17 protein-coding genes are annotated in these 16,335 nt (G+C 67.9%); 10 read left to right on the forward strand and 7 right to left on the reverse strand.

Going from position 1 to position 16,335, the window contains the following annotated elements:
- Positions 1 to 2: 2 nt before the first annotated feature.
- Positions 3 to 734, reverse strand: coding sequence for a PIG-L deacetylase family protein (locus AC1C2S_RS04390; protein ID WP_495351323.1), 732 nt, complete (start codon positions 732 to 734; stop codon positions 3 to 5).
- A 173-nt stretch (positions 735 to 907) separates the two neighbouring features.
- Here AC1C2S_RS04390 and AC1C2S_RS04395 point away from each other — a divergent pair, with 173 nt between their 5' ends.
- From AC1C2S_RS04395 to AC1C2S_RS04415, 5 genes are all read left to right on the forward strand, one after another.
- Complete coding sequence (locus AC1C2S_RS04395) at positions 908 to 1,564, forward strand: GntR family transcriptional regulator (protein ID WP_495351324.1); 657 nt, start codon at positions 908 to 910, stop codon at positions 1,562 to 1,564.
- Positions 1,565 to 1,715: 151 nt separating this feature from the next.
- Positions 1,716 to 2,690 (forward strand): ABC transporter substrate-binding protein, encoded by a 975-nt coding sequence (locus AC1C2S_RS04400; RefSeq protein ID WP_495351325.1) that lies wholly within the window; start codon positions 1,716 to 1,718, stop codon positions 2,688 to 2,690.
- 2 nt (positions 2,691 to 2,692) lie between these two features.
- Entirely contained in the window at positions 2,693 to 3,532 is an 840-nt protein-coding gene (locus AC1C2S_RS04405) for an ABC transporter permease (protein ID WP_495353188.1), read from the forward strand.
- Complete coding sequence (locus tag AC1C2S_RS04410; RefSeq protein ID WP_495351326.1) at positions 3,529 to 4,302, forward strand: ABC transporter permease; 774 nt, start codon at positions 3,529 to 3,531, stop codon at positions 4,300 to 4,302. The genes AC1C2S_RS04405 and AC1C2S_RS04410 overlap by 4 nt, the downstream gene beginning before the upstream one ends.
- Positions 4,292 to 5,131 carry an ABC transporter ATP-binding protein gene (locus AC1C2S_RS04415; RefSeq protein ID WP_495351327.1) on the forward strand — a complete coding sequence of 280 codons (840 nt, stop codon included), beginning with the start codon at positions 4,292 to 4,294 and terminating at the stop codon, positions 5,129 to 5,131. Before AC1C2S_RS04410 ends, AC1C2S_RS04415 begins: the two co-directional genes overlap by 11 nt.
- 50 nt (positions 5,132 to 5,181) lie before the next feature.
- On the opposite strand, the gene AC1C2S_RS04420 is transcribed toward AC1C2S_RS04415, so the two are convergent.
- The gene (locus AC1C2S_RS04420) at positions 5,182 to 7,179 is read right to left on the reverse strand and encodes a subtype B tannase (RefSeq protein ID WP_495351328.1); all 1,998 of its coding nucleotides are present in this window, start codon (positions 7,177 to 7,179) and stop codon (positions 5,182 to 5,184) included.
- A 193-nt stretch (positions 7,180 to 7,372) separates the two neighbouring features.
- Positions 7,373 to 8,254 carry a sigma-70 family RNA polymerase sigma factor gene (locus tag AC1C2S_RS04425; protein ID WP_495351329.1) on the reverse strand — a complete coding sequence of 294 codons (882 nt, stop codon included), beginning with the start codon at positions 8,252 to 8,254 and terminating at the stop codon, positions 7,373 to 7,375.
- A 78-nt stretch (positions 8,255 to 8,332) separates the two neighbouring features.
- Between AC1C2S_RS04425 and AC1C2S_RS04430 the strand changes: the two genes are divergently transcribed.
- The 3 genes from AC1C2S_RS04430 to AC1C2S_RS04440 all read left to right on the forward strand — a co-directional run bounded on the left by AC1C2S_RS04430 (position 8,333) and on the right by AC1C2S_RS04440 (position 10,492).
- The gene (locus AC1C2S_RS04430) at positions 8,333 to 9,112 is read left to right on the forward strand and encodes an SDR family oxidoreductase (RefSeq protein WP_495351330.1); all 780 of its coding nucleotides are present in this window, start codon (positions 8,333 to 8,335) and stop codon (positions 9,110 to 9,112) included.
- Positions 9,113 to 9,281: 169 nt separating this feature from the next.
- Positions 9,282 to 9,485, forward strand: coding sequence for a LacI family DNA-binding transcriptional regulator (locus AC1C2S_RS04435; RefSeq protein WP_495351331.1), 204 nt, complete (start codon positions 9,282 to 9,284; stop codon positions 9,483 to 9,485).
- The gene (locus AC1C2S_RS04440) at positions 9,482 to 10,492 is read left to right on the forward strand and encodes a DUF2804 domain-containing protein (RefSeq protein WP_495351332.1); all 1,011 of its coding nucleotides are present in this window, start codon (positions 9,482 to 9,484) and stop codon (positions 10,490 to 10,492) included. Before AC1C2S_RS04435 ends, AC1C2S_RS04440 begins: the two co-directional genes overlap by 4 nt.
- A 25-nt stretch (positions 10,493 to 10,517) precedes the next feature.
- Here the strand turns inward: AC1C2S_RS04440 and AC1C2S_RS04445 are convergent, their stop codons facing one another.
- A complete protein-coding gene (locus tag AC1C2S_RS04445; RefSeq protein WP_495353189.1) occupies positions 10,518 to 11,402 on the reverse strand; it encodes an RNA polymerase sigma-70 factor in 885 nt (294 codons plus the stop codon).
- A gap of 336 nt (positions 11,403 to 11,738) precedes the next feature.
- Between AC1C2S_RS04445 and AC1C2S_RS04450 the strand changes: the two genes are divergently transcribed.
- Positions 11,739 to 12,989, forward strand: a complete 1,251-nt coding sequence (locus tag AC1C2S_RS04450; protein WP_495351333.1) for an FAD-binding oxidoreductase — start codon at positions 11,739 to 11,741, stop codon at positions 12,987 to 12,989.
- 27 nt (positions 12,990 to 13,016) lie between these two features.
- Here the strand turns inward: AC1C2S_RS04450 and AC1C2S_RS04455 are convergent, their stop codons facing one another.
- From AC1C2S_RS04455 to AC1C2S_RS04465, 3 genes are all read right to left on the reverse strand, one after another.
- Positions 13,017 to 13,820 (reverse strand): GNAT family N-acetyltransferase, encoded by an 804-nt coding sequence (locus AC1C2S_RS04455; RefSeq protein ID WP_495351334.1) that lies wholly within the window; start codon positions 13,818 to 13,820, stop codon positions 13,017 to 13,019.
- Between the two features lie 80 nt (positions 13,821 to 13,900).
- Positions 13,901 to 14,446 carry a bifunctional nuclease family protein gene (locus tag AC1C2S_RS04460; RefSeq protein ID WP_495351335.1) on the reverse strand — a complete coding sequence of 182 codons (546 nt, stop codon included), beginning with the start codon at positions 14,444 to 14,446 and terminating at the stop codon, positions 13,901 to 13,903.
- Positions 14,447 to 14,503: 57 nt separating this feature from the next.
- Positions 14,504 to 15,379: a lytic transglycosylase domain-containing protein gene (locus tag AC1C2S_RS04465; RefSeq protein WP_495351336.1), complete on the reverse strand. Its 876-nt coding sequence runs from the start codon at positions 15,377 to 15,379 to the stop codon at positions 14,504 to 14,506.
- 177 nt (positions 15,380 to 15,556) lie between these two features.
- On the opposite strand from AC1C2S_RS04465, the gene AC1C2S_RS04470 reads away from it, so the two are divergent.
- Positions 15,557 to 16,234, forward strand: coding sequence for a YdeI/OmpD-associated family protein (locus tag AC1C2S_RS04470; protein WP_495351337.1), 678 nt, complete (start codon positions 15,557 to 15,559; stop codon positions 16,232 to 16,234).
- The last annotated feature ends 101 nt before the right edge of the window (positions 16,235 to 16,335 follow it).

A 16,335-nucleotide genomic window follows, 5' to 3' on the forward strand; every position in this document is an offset into this window, starting at 1 on the left:
GGTCAGGCCAGTTCCGATGCGACCTGCGGGTAGTACCGCTGGAACGCCTCGGCGTAGGCGTGCACCGGCAAGCCGAGATTCGGCCCACTGTTGCGCTTGGCCTGCACGCCACGGCGCTTGCCGAGGTCGGTGTAGTACTCGACGAGGTGCCCCTGCGCGCCGAGCGCATTCATGGCGGCGACCTTCTTCTCCCAGACTTCGCTGATGTCGAGCAGCACGTTCGGAACGAAGCCGCACACCTCGCTCTGGTGGGGCTCGAACGCGAACACGGGCGGCGCGCCGATCACCTCTCCGGGGCCGGAGACGCCGGGCGCCTGCGCGAGCACGCGAGCGTGGAGCGCGATCTCGGCGGCCTTCGGGTGGTCCATGTTGTAGGGGTCGGCCGCCGCGTGCGTGAGCACGACCGCCGGCTGCACCTCGCGACAGAGGTCGATGAGGCTCGTCATGAGTTCGTCGCTCTCGCGGAGCGGATAGTCGCCGGCGTCGAAGAACCGCACCTCGGCACCGAGCGCATCGGCTGCGGTCTGGCCCTCTTCGCGGCGGAGCGCCTTGATCTCGTCGAGGCTCTTCCCCGCGCGCCAGGCACTGGCCGATTCACCCCGTTCGCCGAAAGACAGGCAGGCGATGACCGCGCGCTGCCCGCGCGAGGCCGCGAGCGCGATCGCACCGCCGGCTCGCCAGACGAAGTCGCCGGGGTGTGCGGTGACCACGAGAAGCGGGGACTGATTCGACATTGAACCTCCAGATCGATGTGCGACACCACTCTGCCGAGTGTCGCAACTATTGTCAACAATTTTGCTGACGACCCGTCGGGCGACAGAATGAGTCGAGCGAGCTGCGTGGCGGATGTCTCGGAGTGACCGAGAATCGCAGATCATCGATGTCGATGCAGAGAAGGGGGCGGTCGGTGAGCGACCTCCAAGATGTCCATGCCCAGTTGCGGAGTGCGATCCTCCGCGGGGACTTCGCACCGCGCCAGCGGCTCATCGAGGCCGAACTCGCCGAGCGCTACGGCGCCGGCAGATTCGTCATCCGCAACGCGCTGCTGCAGCTCGCCGCCGACGGCCTCGTCGAGCTCCAGCCGAATCGGGGCGCTCGCGTGCGCGAGATCTCGGTCGACGAAGCGGTCGAGATCACCGAGATCCGGCAAGCCGTCGAAGCGCTGGTCGCGGCGCGGGCCGCCGAGCAGGTCGGCGATGCCGAGATCGACGAGCTCCGCGCTCTCGGCGAGAGCATGCGCGTCGCCGTCGAGCAGGGCGAGCTCATGCGCTACTCCGACCTGAACGCCACGCTCCACTCCCGTCTGCGAGAAATCGCGCACCACGCCACCGCGGCCCGCATCATCGAGCAGCTGAACGGCCAGATGGTGCGACATCAGTTCCGGCTCTCCCTCGTGCCCGGCCGCCCGAGTGTCTCGCTGCCCGAACACCTGGCGATCATCGACGCCGTCTGCGACCACGACGCAGAGCGGGCCGGTCGACTCATGGCCGACCACATCGGCAGCGTCATCACCACCCTGCGCACGCTCGACGACCACGGACAGTCGATACCGCAGCTCAGGTGAACAGCGATGGGTCGTGCATCCGATTGCTAACAATTTTGGTTGCGTTATTGACACCGATTCTTGAACAGCCGTAGGGTCGCGGCAGACACGGCAACCAGCCCGGCCGGACGAAGTGTCCTGGCGGGGCCGCCTTCCCTCACAACGGAGTGACATGAATCGCATCAGCATGATCGGGGTCGCCGCGGTGGCCCTGTTGGCCCTTTCCGGATGCACCGACTCCGAAGCCGGTAACGAGACCCCCGCCGCGAGCGCCAGTGCGGCCGAGCTCACCCCCGTCACCGTCGGCGTGATTCCGATCGCCGACACGGCGCCGCTCTATCTCGGCGACGCGCAGGGCTTCTTCGAGGAGGCCGGACTCGATCTCACCATCGAGACCGCCACCGGCGGTGCCGCCATCGTGCCGGCCGTCGTCGCCGGCGACTACCAATTCGGCTTCAGCAACATGCTCTCGCTCATGGTGGCGGCCGAGAAGGGGCTGCCCCTCAAGGCGGTGAGCTCTGCGGTGGCGACGACGGGCGACACCGAGTCCGACTTCGGCGCGATCATCGTCAAGGGCGACTCGCCGATCCAGTCCGTGACCGACCTCGCCGGCAAGACCGTCTCGAGCAACAGCCTCGGCAACATCAATGACACGATCGTGCGCACCCTCGTCGACGATGCCGGAGCGGATTCTTCGACGATCTCCTTCGTCGAGGTGCCCTTCCCCGACGCCATCGCGGCGGTCGAGAACAGCCAGGTCGACGCGGCGTTCGTCGTCGAGCCGTTCGTCACGTCGGCGATCGAGGCCGGCGACCGGGTCGTCTCCTACGCCTACGCCGAGTTCGACCCGAAGCTCGACATCGCGTCGTACTTCACGACGACCGATTTCATCGAGAGCGACCCCGAGGTCGTCGAGAAGTTCCAGTCGGCGATGCAGAAGTCGCTCGAGTACGCGCAGGAGAACCCCGACGCCGTGCGCGAGATCATCGCGACGTACACCAAGACGCCGCCCGAGACGCTCGAAAAGATCGTGCTGCCGACCTGGCCTCTCGAGATCGATCGCGGCGCCATGGAGAAGCTCGCCGAGGCGGCGCAGTCCTACGGGGTGCTGACCCAGGCGCCCGATCTCGACGCACTGCTTCCGTGACCCTGACGAGTTCGGAGCCAACCACCACAACGGCGGCCTCCCCAGGACGGCGGCGCGCCCGCCGTCCCGGGCGGGGCCGCACCGCGCTGCTCGGTTCGGCCGGCATCATCGGGTTCCTCCTCCTCTGGGAGGCGGTGTCCCGTCTCGGCCTCGTCGACCCCCGGTTCCTCCCTCCCGCCGGAGAAGTGCTCCTCCAGCTCGCCGGCGACCTCGCCGACCGGGCATTCTGGCGCAGTGTCGGCGCCACGATGACGAGCTGGGCCATCGGCCTCGCGATCGCCGTCGTCGCCGGAACGCTCCTCGGGTTCCTCATCGGGTCGAGCCGCTTCCTCGAGCGGGCCACGCGGTCGACGATCGAGTTCCTGCGGCCGATCCCCTCCGTCGCCCTCATCCCCCTCGCCGTCCTCCTCTTCGGAACGAAGATCCAGTCGAGCCTGCTCCTCATCGTGTACGCCGCGTTCTGGCAGGTGCTGCTCCAAGTGATCTACGGCACCCAGGATGTCGACCCGGTGGCCGACGCCACCGCGCGAAGCTATGGACTGCGACGACTCAGCCGCATCCGTCACGTCGTCTGGCCCACCACACTGCCGTATCTCATGACCGGGGTGCGACTCGCCGCGACCATCGCGCTCATCCTCGCCATCACGTCGGAGCTCATCATCGGCACCGACGGCCTCGGCAAGCAGATCGCCCTCGCCCAGTCCGGCGGCGCCGTCGTGGAGATGTACGCGCTCGTGCTCGCGACGGGCCTCATCGGCGTCGCCATCAACCTTCTCGCACGCCTGGTCGAGCGGCGGGCCCTCGCCTGGCACACCTCGGTGCGATCGGAGCTCGAGGCATGAGCGCTCTAAAGTCGTTCGCGTACGTCATCGGCCTTCCGCTGGTCCTCATCGCTGCCTGGTGGGCGGCGACCGTGGGTGGCGCTTCGTTCTTCGTACCGACGCCCGGTCAGTTGCTCGAGACCTTCGTCACGACCTGGTTCGGACCGCGCTTCTGGGAGGACGTGCTGCCGAGTCTCGGCCGCCTGTTCACCGGCCTCGCATGTGCGATCGTGCTCGGCATCGTGATCGGCGTCATCATCGGATCCGCCCGCACGATCCGCCGGCTGCTCGAGCCGCTGCTCGAGTTCTTCCGGGCGATCCCACCGCCGGTGCTCGTGCCGCTCCTCATGCTCATCATCGGGGTGAACGATCAGATGAAGGTCGCGGTGATCATCTCGGGGGCGATCTGGCCGGTCCTCCTCAACACCGTCGAGGGCGTTCGCGCGACCGACGAGGTCATGCGCGAGACCAGCCGCAGTTTCCACATCGAAGGACGTTTCCGGCTGAGCCATCTCGTGCTGCCGGCAGCGGCCCCGCAGATTCTCACGGGCGTACGGCAGTCGCTGTCGATCGGCCTGATCCTCATGGTCATCTCCGAGATGTTCGCCTCATCGTCGGGGCTGGGGTTCACCATCGTGCAATTCCAGCGCAATTTCGCCGTGCCCGAGATGTGGAGCGGCATCCTGCTGCTCGGCCTCATCGGCCTGGGTTTGAGCGCCGTGTTCCGACTCATCGAACGGCGGATCCTCCGCTGGTACCACGGACTCAGGGAGGTCCAGCGTGAATCCTGAACCCTCGCGCGCCGACGCGGCGCCGATGCTCGTCGTCGACGGGCTGCGGAAGGTGTACTCCTCGCCGACCGGCGACGACGTGGAGGCGGTGCGCAACCTGACCTTCACCGTGCCTGCCGGTCAGCTCGTCTGCATCGTCGGGCCATCAGGCGCCGGCAAGACGACGCTGCTGAAGTGCATCGCGGGGTTGCTCCCGGCGACCAGCGGCCGGCTGGAGCTCGAGGGCTCGCCCATCGTCGGCCCGCCCAAGACGATGGCGGTCGTCTTCCAGGAGTACGGGCGAAGCCTCTTCCCGTGGATGAGCGTCGAGGCGAACGTCGAGCTGCCGTTGAAGTCCGCCCGGATGCCGAAGGCCGAGCGCCGCCAACGCGTCGCCGAGGCACTCGAGGCGGTCGGGCTCTCAGATGCGGCGACCAAATACCCCTGGCAGTTGTCGGGTGGCATGCAGCAGCGCGTCGCGATCGCACGCGCAGTGGCGTATCGGCCGCAGGTGCTCCTCATGGACGAACCGTTCGCGGCGGTCGACGCGCAGACGCGCGCCGACCTCGAAGACCTCATCCGGCGCATCTGGAAGACGCTCGGCGTCACGATCCTCTTCGTCACCCATGACATCGACGAGTCGGTCTATCTCGCCGAGCGGGTCATCGTGCTCACCAGTTCACCGACCGTCGTGCTCGACGACGTGACGATCGACCTTCCCGCCGATCGCGATCAGATCACCACGCGGTCGGCGGAGCGCTTCGGTGTGCTGCGCACGCGCATCTGGGAGGAGATCCAGCGCGCGAAGACCATGACGGGGGCGATGACCGGCATCGCATCCGACCGCTGAGACCGCACGAAGCCCCCTCCGCCGCGCGGCGAAGGGGGCTTCGAGTCATGTCAGCGACCGGGCTTCACACTGAGGGTGTAGCTGCGTCGATCACTTCCATCGGCAGCGGTGACGACGATCTCCGCGTTCGCCTTCCGGTGGTGCGATGACACCTGCACCGACTTCGGCGCCTTCACCGAGGCATCCGCTGATCTCGCGGTCGCGGCGACGGAGACCCGGCTGACTCCCTTCGGCACCGTCACCTCCACTTCGCTGCCGGTCACCACGACCGTCTGCGACCACGAACCGCTCGACACCGTCACGGTCGCGAGTCGCGCATCGGCCGCGGCGAGCGCATTCTCGATCCACTGCATGGCCTCGGGCACGTCGTAGTTGCCGGAGTGCGGGCGATCCCAGGCGAGACGGTAGTTCACGTCGCGCACGTCTCGATCGGACTCGAGCGCCCGGTCGAGGTTGAGCGAGATCGTGAGCGCAGTATCGCGGTCGCGCGTGCCGTGGCGCACGTACCAGTACGGCGCCGTGTCGGCGCTCGTGCCGATGAAGCGCATGGGATCGACGAGGTCGACCTGCTCATCGACGACGGTGCTGCGCTGACGGATGAACCGCGCCCATGTGAGCCCCGTGTCGTCGAGGCCGACCCCATCGCCCGCGATGGCGTTGTGCTCCCAGCTGTACTCGGTGAAGTTCGAGTAGACCTGCGCCGAGGTGCCGAACAGGCTCGACTCCCCCGCCGTGAGGTTGTTCACCCCGGTCTGGTCGAACGAGGGTGCTGGCTTGAGCGTCGCCTGCGTCCCGAGGAACGCGAGATAGCGCTCCATGTCCATCGAGAGCACGGTGTTCGCGTCGTTGTCGACGTCGATCCAGTCGTTCGTGTAGGTGCCCGACTTCGGCGGCGACCCCGGCGACCCCGGGCTCGTGTAGACGATGTCCTCGCCGAGGTCGGGGACGACATTGGCGGGATCGGCTTGCATGTACGTGACTGCCGCGTCGATGACCTCACCCTCGATCTCGTCGAGCATGTTGTCGGCGGTGAGCCGGGTGCCGTCGGCTGCCGTCAGGCGAAGGGACTTCTCGTAGTCCGGGAAGTCAGCGGCGAGCGCGGCACTCGTCGCCGGGTCGGCGGCGGATCCGACGGTTGCCCGTGTGCCGAGCGTCGAGAACAGCCATTCGTACGAGATGTCGGCGTGGCCGAGGTCGGTGATCGGGCAGTACGCGGCCACGGCGAACACGTCGTCGTCGATCGTGCTCTTGCCTCTCGACGAGATTCCCGCTGCGCCGATCTCGGCGAGGTAGGGCTCGTAGTCCGGGCTGTTGCCGGAGGCGCCGAGGATCGAGACGAGCGCCCCGCCCCCGCTCGTTCCGTTGATGACGATGCGCTCGGCGCTGCCGGGCATGGCGCCGTCGTTGAGGCGCAGATACCGAACGGCGGCCTTCGCGTCGACGACGGGCGCCGGGGCCTTGCCGGCGTAACTCGCATCGGCGGCTACGACGCCGCGCGAACGCGAAGCGACGTCGACGAACACGAATCCGGCCTTGAGCGCAGCACCGACATTGCTCTTGGTGCTGTCGAACTGGGCACCGTCGGCCACCGACGCCCGGATGTAGCTCGCGAACCATCCGCTGTTGTTGACGGCGAAGTAGATCGCCGCGTCCTGGTCGGCGGCGGCGCTCTCGGGCACGAAGACGTTCATGCTCTGATAGCCGCAGGCGGGGTTGGCGATCGTGTTCTGACCCTGCGTGCTCGACATCAGGATCGGGTCCGCGACATAGCAGACCTCTTTGTACCAGCGCACCTGCGTGGGGGTGCCGTCGATGGCGACCGTCAGGGTCGTGTAGGCGGAGTCGTCGAAGGCGAGCTTCGCGTCTTCCGTGTCGGGTGCAGAGCGATGTGCGGATGCCGCGGCGGTCGCCATCGGCGCCGCACCGAGCATGACCATGAGCGCAGCCGTGCCGAGGGCGGTCGCCGCCCGGCCGAGTGTGCGTGCCGCTCGACGAGCGGATTGAGGACGCTGTATCGCCGAATCTCTTCGGGGTTGGTTGCCTGCCACGATCTTCCTCTCCATTGGGGAAAATGCCCGGCGGGAAACGCCGCGCTTGCACGCACCATACTCAGATTGTTGACATTATGGCAAGCAATTTCGTGAACAACATCGTCCGCAAGTGATGTTCACCGGCGTTCGCAACCATTCGCAGGCGCAAGCGCAAGCGCAGACGAAGACGAAGACGCAAGCGCAGCCGTGATCAGCTTGCGCCGCCGCCCACGATCCGGTCGACGCCGAGCGCCTCGAGCCGTCTCGGATCTGCGAGCACCTCCAGGGCGACGATCCGGTCGCCGTCGAGGTCGAACGCCATGATCGACACGACGCGTCCGTTCATCACGGCGGCGACACCCGGTCGACCGTCGATCAGGATCGGCGTCGAGTGCGCGGCGAGACGGCCCGAGAGCACCGCCTGCTCGGCGATCGCCCGCGAACCCTCGACGAGCTGCATCGACGTGCCGTAGTCAGCGCGCAGCACCGCGCCGTCGTCGAGCAGCTCCAGCAGCGCGCCGATGTCTCCGTGCTGAGCGGCGGCGAGCCACGCATTCACGATGCGCCGGCCACGTTCCCGATCCGGCCGCGCCGGCTCTTCGGCGCCGCGCACACGCCGGCGCGCCCGAGAGGCGAGCTGCCGCGCCGCCTCGGGCGAACGATCGAGCACGACCGCGACCTCGTCGAACGACTGGCCGAAGACGTCGTGCAGCACGAGTGCGATGCGCTCCGCGGGGCTCAGCATCTCGAGCAGCACGAGCAGCGCGACGCTCACGCGATCGCTCTGGGCGGCCAGCTCGGCGGGGTCGGCCTCCGTCGCGACGGGTTCGTCCCGCCAGGGCTCGACCTGCCACGAATGCTCCCGCTTGCGGCGCGGCGCGCGCAACAGGTCGAGGCTGACCCGCGAGACCACCGTCGTCAGCCACGCCTCGAGATTGTCGATGCCCGCGGCATCCACTCGTTCGAGGCGAAGCCAGGTCTCCTGCACGGCGTCATCGGCATCGGCGGCCGAGCCGAGCAGCTGCGTGGCGATCGCCCGCAGCCTCGGCCGCTCGGTTTCGAACCGCCGCGCCAGGATTCTTCGATCGGTCATGTCACATCTCCTCGAGTTCGATCGTCGGGATATCGACGAGGGAACGCCCTCGAATGTGACATGGGAGGAACTCGACCAATGAACGCACCCCTGCTCGTGACCGGCGGTACCGGCAACATCGGCAGCCGCGTGGTGCCGCTGCTGCGCGAGGCCGGCCGCGACATCCGAATTCTGTCGCGGCATCCGCGTGGTGCCGAGCCCGGCATCCAGCATGTCGCAGGCGACACCGTCGCCGGGCATGGACTCGCCGCGCTCGACGGCGTCGACGTCGTGCTGCACCTCGCGGGCGGGGCGAAGGGCGACGAGGTCGCCGCGCGAAACCTCGCTGTCGCGGCGCGCGAGGCCGGGGTGCGTCACCTCGTGCTCATCTCGGTCATCGGCGCCGACCGAATGCCGATCGGCTATTTCCGGGCCAAGGCGGAAGCCGAGCGGGTGATCGCCGAATCGGGTGTGCCGTGGACCGTACTGCGTGCCGCACAACTGCATGAGTTCGTTCTCCCGGTCGCGCGAGGCATGGCGCGGATGCCGCTGCTCCCGGTACCCGGCGGCCTGCGCTTCGAGCCGGTCGACGGCGACGAGGTCGCGGCGCGGCTCGCGGAGCTCGCACTCGGCGCGCCGGCCGGCCGGGTCGCCGACCTGGCCGGGCCGGAGGTGCTCGATGTGGCACAGCTCGTGGCGACGTTCACCGAGGTGACGGGTGCTCGGCAACGGCGCGGCCACCTCCCGATCCGCCTTCCCGGCGCCGTCGGACGCGCCTACCGCGCGGGTGAGAACCTCGCGGGCGAGGAAGCGCACCGCGGCACGCGGACCTGGCAGAGCTTCCTGACGGAACTCGAGGTCCGGGCCGTCAGGTCGTGAGCGGGTCAGCCCTGGCGATCTTCGGGCTCCACCTCGTCGAGGAATTGCCTGCCACGTACGTCTCGTGGTCAGTGCGCCGCAGAGACACGCAAGCAGAAGAAATGGCATACTGCATCGTGGCAATACCGATCTCTGTCAACGTTGCAACACCGTTCACTACGATGTGATCGTGGAGCGGAGTCCTGACACCCCCTCGCCGAAGAGGGCCGGCTTGCCGACGCTCAAAGACGTCGCGGCGGTCGCCGGCGTCTCGTATCGCACGGTCTCGAACGTCGTCAACGGGCACGAATACCTCAGCGACACCACGCGAACGAAAGTGGAGGCGGCGATCCGAGAGCTCGGGTATCGCCCCCAACTCGCGGGGCGGCTATGAGCAAGCCGATCGATGAAACCGAGTTGACCGATCCCGTCGCCCTCTGCCTGCCGAACGGCGACCTCAACCCACGCGCAGTCGGCTGGACACGTACTCCGCTGCACGACACCGCCGGCATCGGTGGCCGGTCGGGGTGGGGTCGGAACAAGCGCTGGGAGTACTGGGCGGTGACCTCGCCCGCTCACCTGATCGCCGCGACCGTGTCGTCTCTCGACTACGCGGCCGTGCACTCGATCATGGTGCACGACCGGCGGAGCGGCGAGACGATCGAACACGGCGCCGTGGTTCCGTTCGGTCGGGGCGCCACGCTTCCTGCGTCGTTCGCCTCCGGCCCCGCGCATGCCGTCGCTCGCGGCCTGCGCATCGACATCGAAGAGACCGCCGAAGGCACGCTGCTCAGCGGCGAGACCGCGGATGTCTCGTTCGAGATCCTCGCCGCCCTGCCGGCGGGTCACGAGCGACTCGCGCTCGTCGTGCCGTGGTCACGGCGCCGCTTCCAGTACACGGTGAAAGACGTCGCCCGCCCCGCGGGCGGCACGCTCACAGTGAAGGGCGAGACCATCGCGCTGCCCGCCGGTGAGAGCTGGGCCGTCGTCGACCACGGTCGGGGCCGCTGGCCGTATCGCGTCCATTGGAACTGGGGCGCTGCATCGGGCACCGTCGAAGGACGAACCGTGGGGCTTCAGCTCGGTGGCCGCTGGACCGACGGCACCGGCATCACCGAGAACGCCACGGTGCTCGACGGCCGCCTCCACAAGATCAGCGAAGAACTCGACTGGGACTACGACGAACAGCACTGGCTGCGCCCGTGGCGCATCCGCGGCACGAACCTCGACCTGACCTTCACGCCGTTCTGGGATCACATCAGCTCGACGAAGCTCGGCATCCTCTCCACCGCCGGCCACCAGTGCTTCGGGCACTACAGCGGCACGGTGCCCACGGTTGCCGGGCCGCTCGAGGTGAGCGGGCTGCTCGGGTGGGCCGAAGACGTCAGGAACCGGTGGTGAGCCCGCCGGCACCATCGGCGTGCACTCAGCGGCGCAGCGTGGTCTCCTCGTCGAGACGGGACAGCTTCTCGGGATTGCGCACCGCATAGAGCCCGACGACGCGGGCGTCTTCGATGTGGAGCGTGATCACGGTGTCGATCTCGCCGTCGAGCCGGATGATCAGCGCCGGTCGGCCGTTGACCTGCGCCTGTTGCAGCGACGCTGCAGCCGAAATCCTCCCCATCACGGACAGGACTCCGTCGACGCCGACGATGGGCGAGAGGGAAGCCTGCACGACTCCACCGCCGTCGCCCACGAGCACGACATCCGGGGCGAGGATGTCGAGGAGACGCCGCAACTCGCCGGCTTCGATCGCCTGTTGGAACGCATCGAGTACGTCTCGAGTCTCAGCAGCGGAGACGACGACACGGGGTCGACGCGCTGCGACGTGCGCCCGCGCCCGGTGCGCGATCTGACGGACAGCGGCGGGGCTCTTGTCGACGGTGCCGGCGATCTCGTCGTACTCGACGTCGAACACCTCTCGCAGCACGAACACCGCCCGCTCGGTCGGGGTGAGCGTCTCCAGCACGAGCATCATCGCCGTCGAGACGCTGTCGGCCAACTCGACGTCGTCGGCCACGTCAGGCGCGGTCAGCAGGGGCTCCGGCAACCACTGACCGATGTATGTCTCCCTGCGGCGACCGAGTGATCGCAGTCTGCTGAGCGCTTGGCGGGTGGCGATCCGCACGAGGTAGGCACGCTGATTCTGCACGCTGTCGTGGTCGACGCGGGCCCAACGCAGCCAGGTCTCCTGCACGACGTCTTCAGCGTCGTCGGCCGACCCGAGCATCTCGTAGGCGACGGTGAACAGCAGATTGCGGTGGGCGAGAAACACCTCGGTGGCGGCATCTGAACGCCGGTGAATGCTCATCTCACGCGGGAAGTCTTCGTCAGCCGTCTCGGATGTCTCGCCCATGATGCTCCTCTTCGCTTTCACGTGTCACTCATCAGACGCCGGGCCACGCCGTTCTGTGACATCGGAGGCCATGAAGCCGAAGTGTGTCACAAGGATCGGGTCGGCGGCGTCTCATGTTCATCAGCGCGACGTACGCACCTCGCAACGGCCTGATCATCACGGAACGCGAGGAGAACATTCTCGACACGAAAGGAAGCTCCATTGAGCTCAGCACTTGAAACTCTTCGCCGTGAGGCCATCGGCGACCTCATTCAACCAGGCGAAGCGGAATACGAATCGACGCGTCATTCGATGTTCGCACCCGGGAGCCCGGCCGTTGTACTGCGGCCCGATGGCGTCGGCGACGTGCAAGCGGGCGTCAGATTCGCCGCCAGTGCAGGCCTCCCGTTGTCCGTGCGCGGAGGCGGCCACGGATTCCCGGGCTTCAGCACGAACGACGACGGCATCGTGATCGACCTCGGGCGACTTGCGAACGTGGAAGTCATCGACGAGGTTCGCCACCTCGTTCGGATCGGCGGCGGTGCCACCTGGGGTCACGTTGCGAAGTCCCTGGCGCCGCACGGTCTGGCGATCTCCTCGGGCGACACCAAGAGCGTCGGAGTCGGCGGATTGACCTTGACCGGCGGCATCGGCTGGAAGGTCAGGAAGTACGGTCTGGCATTGGACAACCTGGTCGCCGTCGATGTCGTCACCGCCGACGGCGAGCTCGTGCATGCGAGCGCGACGGAGAACCCCGAGCTGTTCTGGGCGATTCGTGGTGCCGGCGGCAACTTCGGCATCGTGACCGCCTTCGAGTTCGAGGCGCATCCGACGACCGACCTGTTCTACGGCAAGATCAGCTTTCCGGCATCGGAGGCCGCTGGCGTGCTGCAGGGCTGGGCAGACTATTTGCGCTCCGCTCCCGAAGAGCTCACCTCCCATGCGAGTCTTGCCAATCCATTCGCCGGCGGACCCGAAGCACCCGTCGAGATACAGGTCGCGTTCGACAGCGACGACCCCGAGCGTGCCGCTCGAGCGATCGAACCGATTCGCAAGCTCGGCACGGTGATCGACGACACGGTCGCATTGACGCCGTACTCGGACACGCTCGTCGACGGCGCGGTGCCACCGCCCGGCATCCGATTCGTCACTCGAAGCGCATTCGTCGACGGGGAGTCCGTGCCGGAGGTGCTGCACTTGCTTGCAGAGATCGCGGCGGCGGAGTGGTCGCCGTCCATCTCCATTCGAAGCGTCGGAGGCGCGGTCGCCCGAGTTCCCGACGACGCCACGGCGTATGCGCATCGCCAGGCGGAGTTGATGTTCGTGACGGCCGTTGCCGGTCCGGAGCCGGTCGTCGAGGCCGTTCGGCCCGCTCTGGAAGCGATCTGGGAACGGCTCGAATCTCACGCCAGCGGCGCGTACGCGAACTTCCTTGCTTCAGCCACCGAGGCGGATGTCGCGGCGATCTACCCGCCCGAGACGTATCAGCGACTCGCGGCGATCAAGCGCCGGTACGACCCCGGCAACCTCTTCGCCTTGAACCACAACGTCCGACCGCAGTAGCAACCGAAGCCGACCGGTGGGAGGCGCTCAACGCCTCCACAGGTACGGCGTCGTCGTCGACACCTTCATGAATCCGGAGCGCTCGAGGATCGGACGTGAGAACTCGGTGGAGTCGCTGTTGATGAGCGTCTTTCCCATGGCGAGCGCCGAGCGGGCCCGGGCTGCCGTCACCGCACGGTAGATGCCGCGCCCGCGCCAATCCTCACGGGTTGTTCCGCCCCAGATGCCGGCGAAGCTCGTGCCCGGCACCGGCTCCAGACGCCCGGTCGTCACGACCTGGCTTTCGAACTCGCCGACCCACAGTTCCATGCCGTCATCGAGCGCGAGCCGGCGCAGCAGGGCATTCGCCATCTCGTCCGAGACGGGCTCGCCGAAGGCCTCGTCGGCCGCCGCGCTCATCGCGCGCACGTCGGACTCCTCGGTGACTCGGCGCACCGTCACGCCCTCGGGCAGTTGAACGTCGACGGCCAGCCCGATCGCCTCTCCGATCATGATCGACTCGGTTTCATCCGGAACGAAACCATGCTCGAGCAGTGCGTCGTGCAGCCCTGGGGCGTGATCGTGCCCACGGGTCTTCCACTCGACCCGGCTGATCTCGGGGTCGGGCTCGTAGTGGCTCAGCGCCTCGGTCACGAGGCCGCGGATCGCGCCCGCATCTGCACCATCGAGGTTCTGGTAGGTGACGAATCCGCGCCCGCCCTCAAAGGTGACCAGGCGCAACGGGCCGAGGCGGGCCACGGAGATCGCGCTCGGTGTTTCGGCGTCGGTACGCAATTGCTCGTCGTAGGCCTCGAGGAGCCGCGCGACCCGAGCTGATTCGTCGTGTGTCATCAGTCCATTCTGACCGAGGGCTCGGCACCCGGATGCCTCCTCGCGCTCCTCGCGCTCCTCGCGCTGCTCGTACCGGGAACTCAGCCCTGGAAATCCTCCGGGTCCACCTCGTCGAGGAACCGCTTGAACTCGTCGAGTTTCGCATCCGCCTCGTCATCGAGTCGCTCAGCCGTCTCGGCCGTCTCGGCCATTTCGGCCGTCTCAGCCGTCTCGGCCATCTCGGCGGGGATTCCCGCATCATCCAGCACCGCCTCAGCGACGAAGATCGGCGCATCAGCGCGCACGGCGAGCGCGATCGCGTCCGATGGCCGCGCGTCGACGACGTATGGTCCCGTCATCGAGTCGAGGGTGATCTCGGCGTAGAAGGTGCCGTCCTCGATGCGGGTCACGTCGATGCGCTCGACCGTGGCACCCAAGGTGTCGAGCAGCAGCTTCATGAGGTCGTGCGACAGCGGACGCGGCGCCTGCTCGCCCGAGATGGCGATGAGAATGGATGTCGCCTCCTGCACGCCGATCCAGATGGGCAGCACCAAGCCGGCCCCCGGCTCCTCGAGCTGCGGTTTCAAGAGCACGAGGTGCTGCCGGCTGCCGTCGAGAGCGATCCCGAGCACGCGAACCTGGATCATGGCGCCTCCCGTCAGTCGATCGGGCGTGACACGGCCGCCGTTTCGGCGGTCGGCGCTCTATTCGACCGCAGCGGCGTACTCGTTCGCAACCGTTGCGACGTTGTCGACGTAGTCGTTGTCGTGGTTGTACGAGAACACCGCGGCGCGCCAGCCTACGGCGTTGGTCATCGGCTCCGAAGCGCACAGGTACCGTGCGGCAGCCTGAGCGGCGTCGTCGATCTGGTTCGGGTCCGCGACGCCGTCGTCGTTCGCGTCGCTCCCCCACTTCGCCCAGGTCGACGGAATGAACTGCATGGGTCCGACCGCGCGGTCCCATGTGGCATCACCGTCGAACTCCCCGCCGTCGGTGTCGGCGATCTTGGCAACGCCGTCGCCGTCGAGTGCCGGACCGATGATCGCAGGCTGGGCGGAGCCGTTCTCGTCGAGTTGCGCCCCTCCGTGGCTCCCATGACCAGACTCGATCGCACCGATGGCGGCGATCGTGGTCCAATCGAGGCCGCACTCCGGCTCCTCCTCGGCGATCGAGACGTGCGCGAGTGCATATGCCTCGAGGGCTCGCTCGGGAATCCCCGTGGCAGCGCTGATCTGCGACATCCATTCGGGGTCGACCTGGGAGATCGGCGCGACCTCCGAGCCAGTGACTGCCGCGGGTTCTTCGGTCGTTTCGAGCGGGCGGTCTTCCTGCTCGCTCGCGATCACGGGAGGCAGGGCCACGCGCCCGCCGCTCGCCGCGGGTGCCGCGAATCCGCCGGGCTTGGCCGCCAGCCCGATGGCGTTCACCGCGAAGACCGCACCGACGGTCAATGCGAGGGCCGCGGCCACGAGGCCCGCATATCCCGACGCCCGGGCGACGAGCTGCCGTTTCGAGGCCGACGCCCGTGCCGGTCGACGCTCGCCGTATTCGTCGACGTCGGTATCGTCATCCCAGGACATGGTGCGCCGCTCCGTTCGGGCGTTGGTTCTCAAGCCGCCCACCGGGTCGATCGCCGCCGTCCCATCCGAGATCCGCGCCGTCGACCGGTCCCTTCAGAATACTCACGCATCGGCAACACCGCACGGGGAGATTCCCTCCGACGGCGCTCCGACGGTGGCTGCTGCCAGACTCGGGTCATGACCATCGGCATCGGCACTCCGGGCGGCACCCCCGAGCGGCCGGCACTCTTCTTCTCCGGGCCCGAGGAGTTCCGCGCGTGGCTCGAGGCGAACCACGCCACCGAGACCGAACTCTGGATGGGCCTCTCCAAGATGCACGTGCCCGTTCGCGGACTCACGTGGGAACAGGCGGTGCCCGAAGCGTTGTGCTTCGGGTGGATCGACTCGGTGTCCCAGCGCATCGACGAAGACGCGCGTCGCCAGCGCTGGACACCGCGCAAGCCGGCGAGCATCTGGTCGAGCGTGAACATCGCCCTCGTCGAGAAGCTCAGCGCCGAGGGGCGCATGCATCCCACCGGCGTCGCGGCATTCGAGCGGCGACGCGAAGACCGCTCGGGCGTGTACTCCCACGAGAACCCCGACACCGAGTTGCCGCCCGAGGCCGCGGCGCGACTGGCGGCGGATGCCGCGGCATCCGCATTCTGGCAGGCGGCCACTCCGACCTACCGGCGCCAGGTCACGCACTGGGTGCTGACCGCGAAGCAAGAGGCCACGCGCGAGCGGAGGCTCGGGCAGGTCATCGAAGACAGCGCGGCAGGCCGGCTGGTGTCCTTCCAGCGTTATGGCGAGACGCCGAAGTGGGTGGAGCGTGCCGCTGAGGCGGCACGCGCGGCGGCGGCCACGGCGAACGGCTGAGGGTCGGTGACCTGCTCGAGGTCGAGGCCGGATCTACACCGTAGAGCCGATTGGCCCCATCGAACGGCGAGCAGGGCGTGCGCGAGGGCGTCGGCGGGGCC

The sequence above is a fragment of the Agromyces sp. Y782 genome, from assembly GCF_059445405.1.

Excerpts from the sequence above, each read along its gene's own strand:
- AC1C2S_RS04410 (WP_495351326.1), top strand. The coding sequence starts at position 3,529 with ATGAGCGCTCTAAAGTCGTTCGCGTACGTCATCGGCCTTCCGCTGGTC.
- AC1C2S_RS04460 (WP_495351335.1), bottom strand. The coding sequence starts at position 14,446 with ATGATCCAGGTTCGCGTGCTCGGGATCGCTCTCGACGGCAGCCGGCAG.
- AC1C2S_RS04425 (WP_495351329.1), bottom strand. The coding sequence starts at position 8,254 with ATGACCGATCGAAGAATCCTGGCGCGGCGGTTCGAAACCGAGCGGCCG.
- AC1C2S_RS04390 (WP_495351323.1), bottom strand. The coding sequence starts at position 734 with ATGTCGAATCAGTCCCCGCTTCTCGTGGTCACCGCACACCCCGGCGAC.
- AC1C2S_RS04450 (WP_495351333.1), top strand. The coding sequence starts at position 11,739 with ATGTTCGCACCCGGGAGCCCGGCCGTTGTACTGCGGCCCGATGGCGTC.
- AC1C2S_RS04465 (WP_495351336.1), bottom strand. The coding sequence starts at position 15,379 with ATGTCCTGGGATGACGATACCGACGTCGACGAATACGGCGAGCGTCGA.
- AC1C2S_RS04400 (WP_495351325.1), top strand. The coding sequence starts at position 1,716 with ATGAATCGCATCAGCATGATCGGGGTCGCCGCGGTGGCCCTGTTGGCC.
- AC1C2S_RS04430 (WP_495351330.1), top strand. The coding sequence starts at position 8,333 with ATGAACGCACCCCTGCTCGTGACCGGCGGTACCGGCAACATCGGCAGC.
- AC1C2S_RS04455 (WP_495351334.1), bottom strand. The coding sequence starts at position 13,820 with ATGACACACGACGAATCAGCTCGGGTCGCGCGGCTCCTCGAGGCCTAC.
- AC1C2S_RS04445 (WP_495353189.1), bottom strand. The coding sequence starts at position 11,402 with ATGAGCATTCACCGGCGTTCAGATGCCGCCACCGAGGTGTTTCTCGCC.
- AC1C2S_RS04440 (WP_495351332.1), top strand. The coding sequence starts at position 9,482 with ATGAGCAAGCCGATCGATGAAACCGAGTTGACCGATCCCGTCGCCCTC.
- AC1C2S_RS04470 (WP_495351337.1), top strand. The coding sequence starts at position 15,557 with ATGACCATCGGCATCGGCACTCCGGGCGGCACCCCCGAGCGGCCGGCA.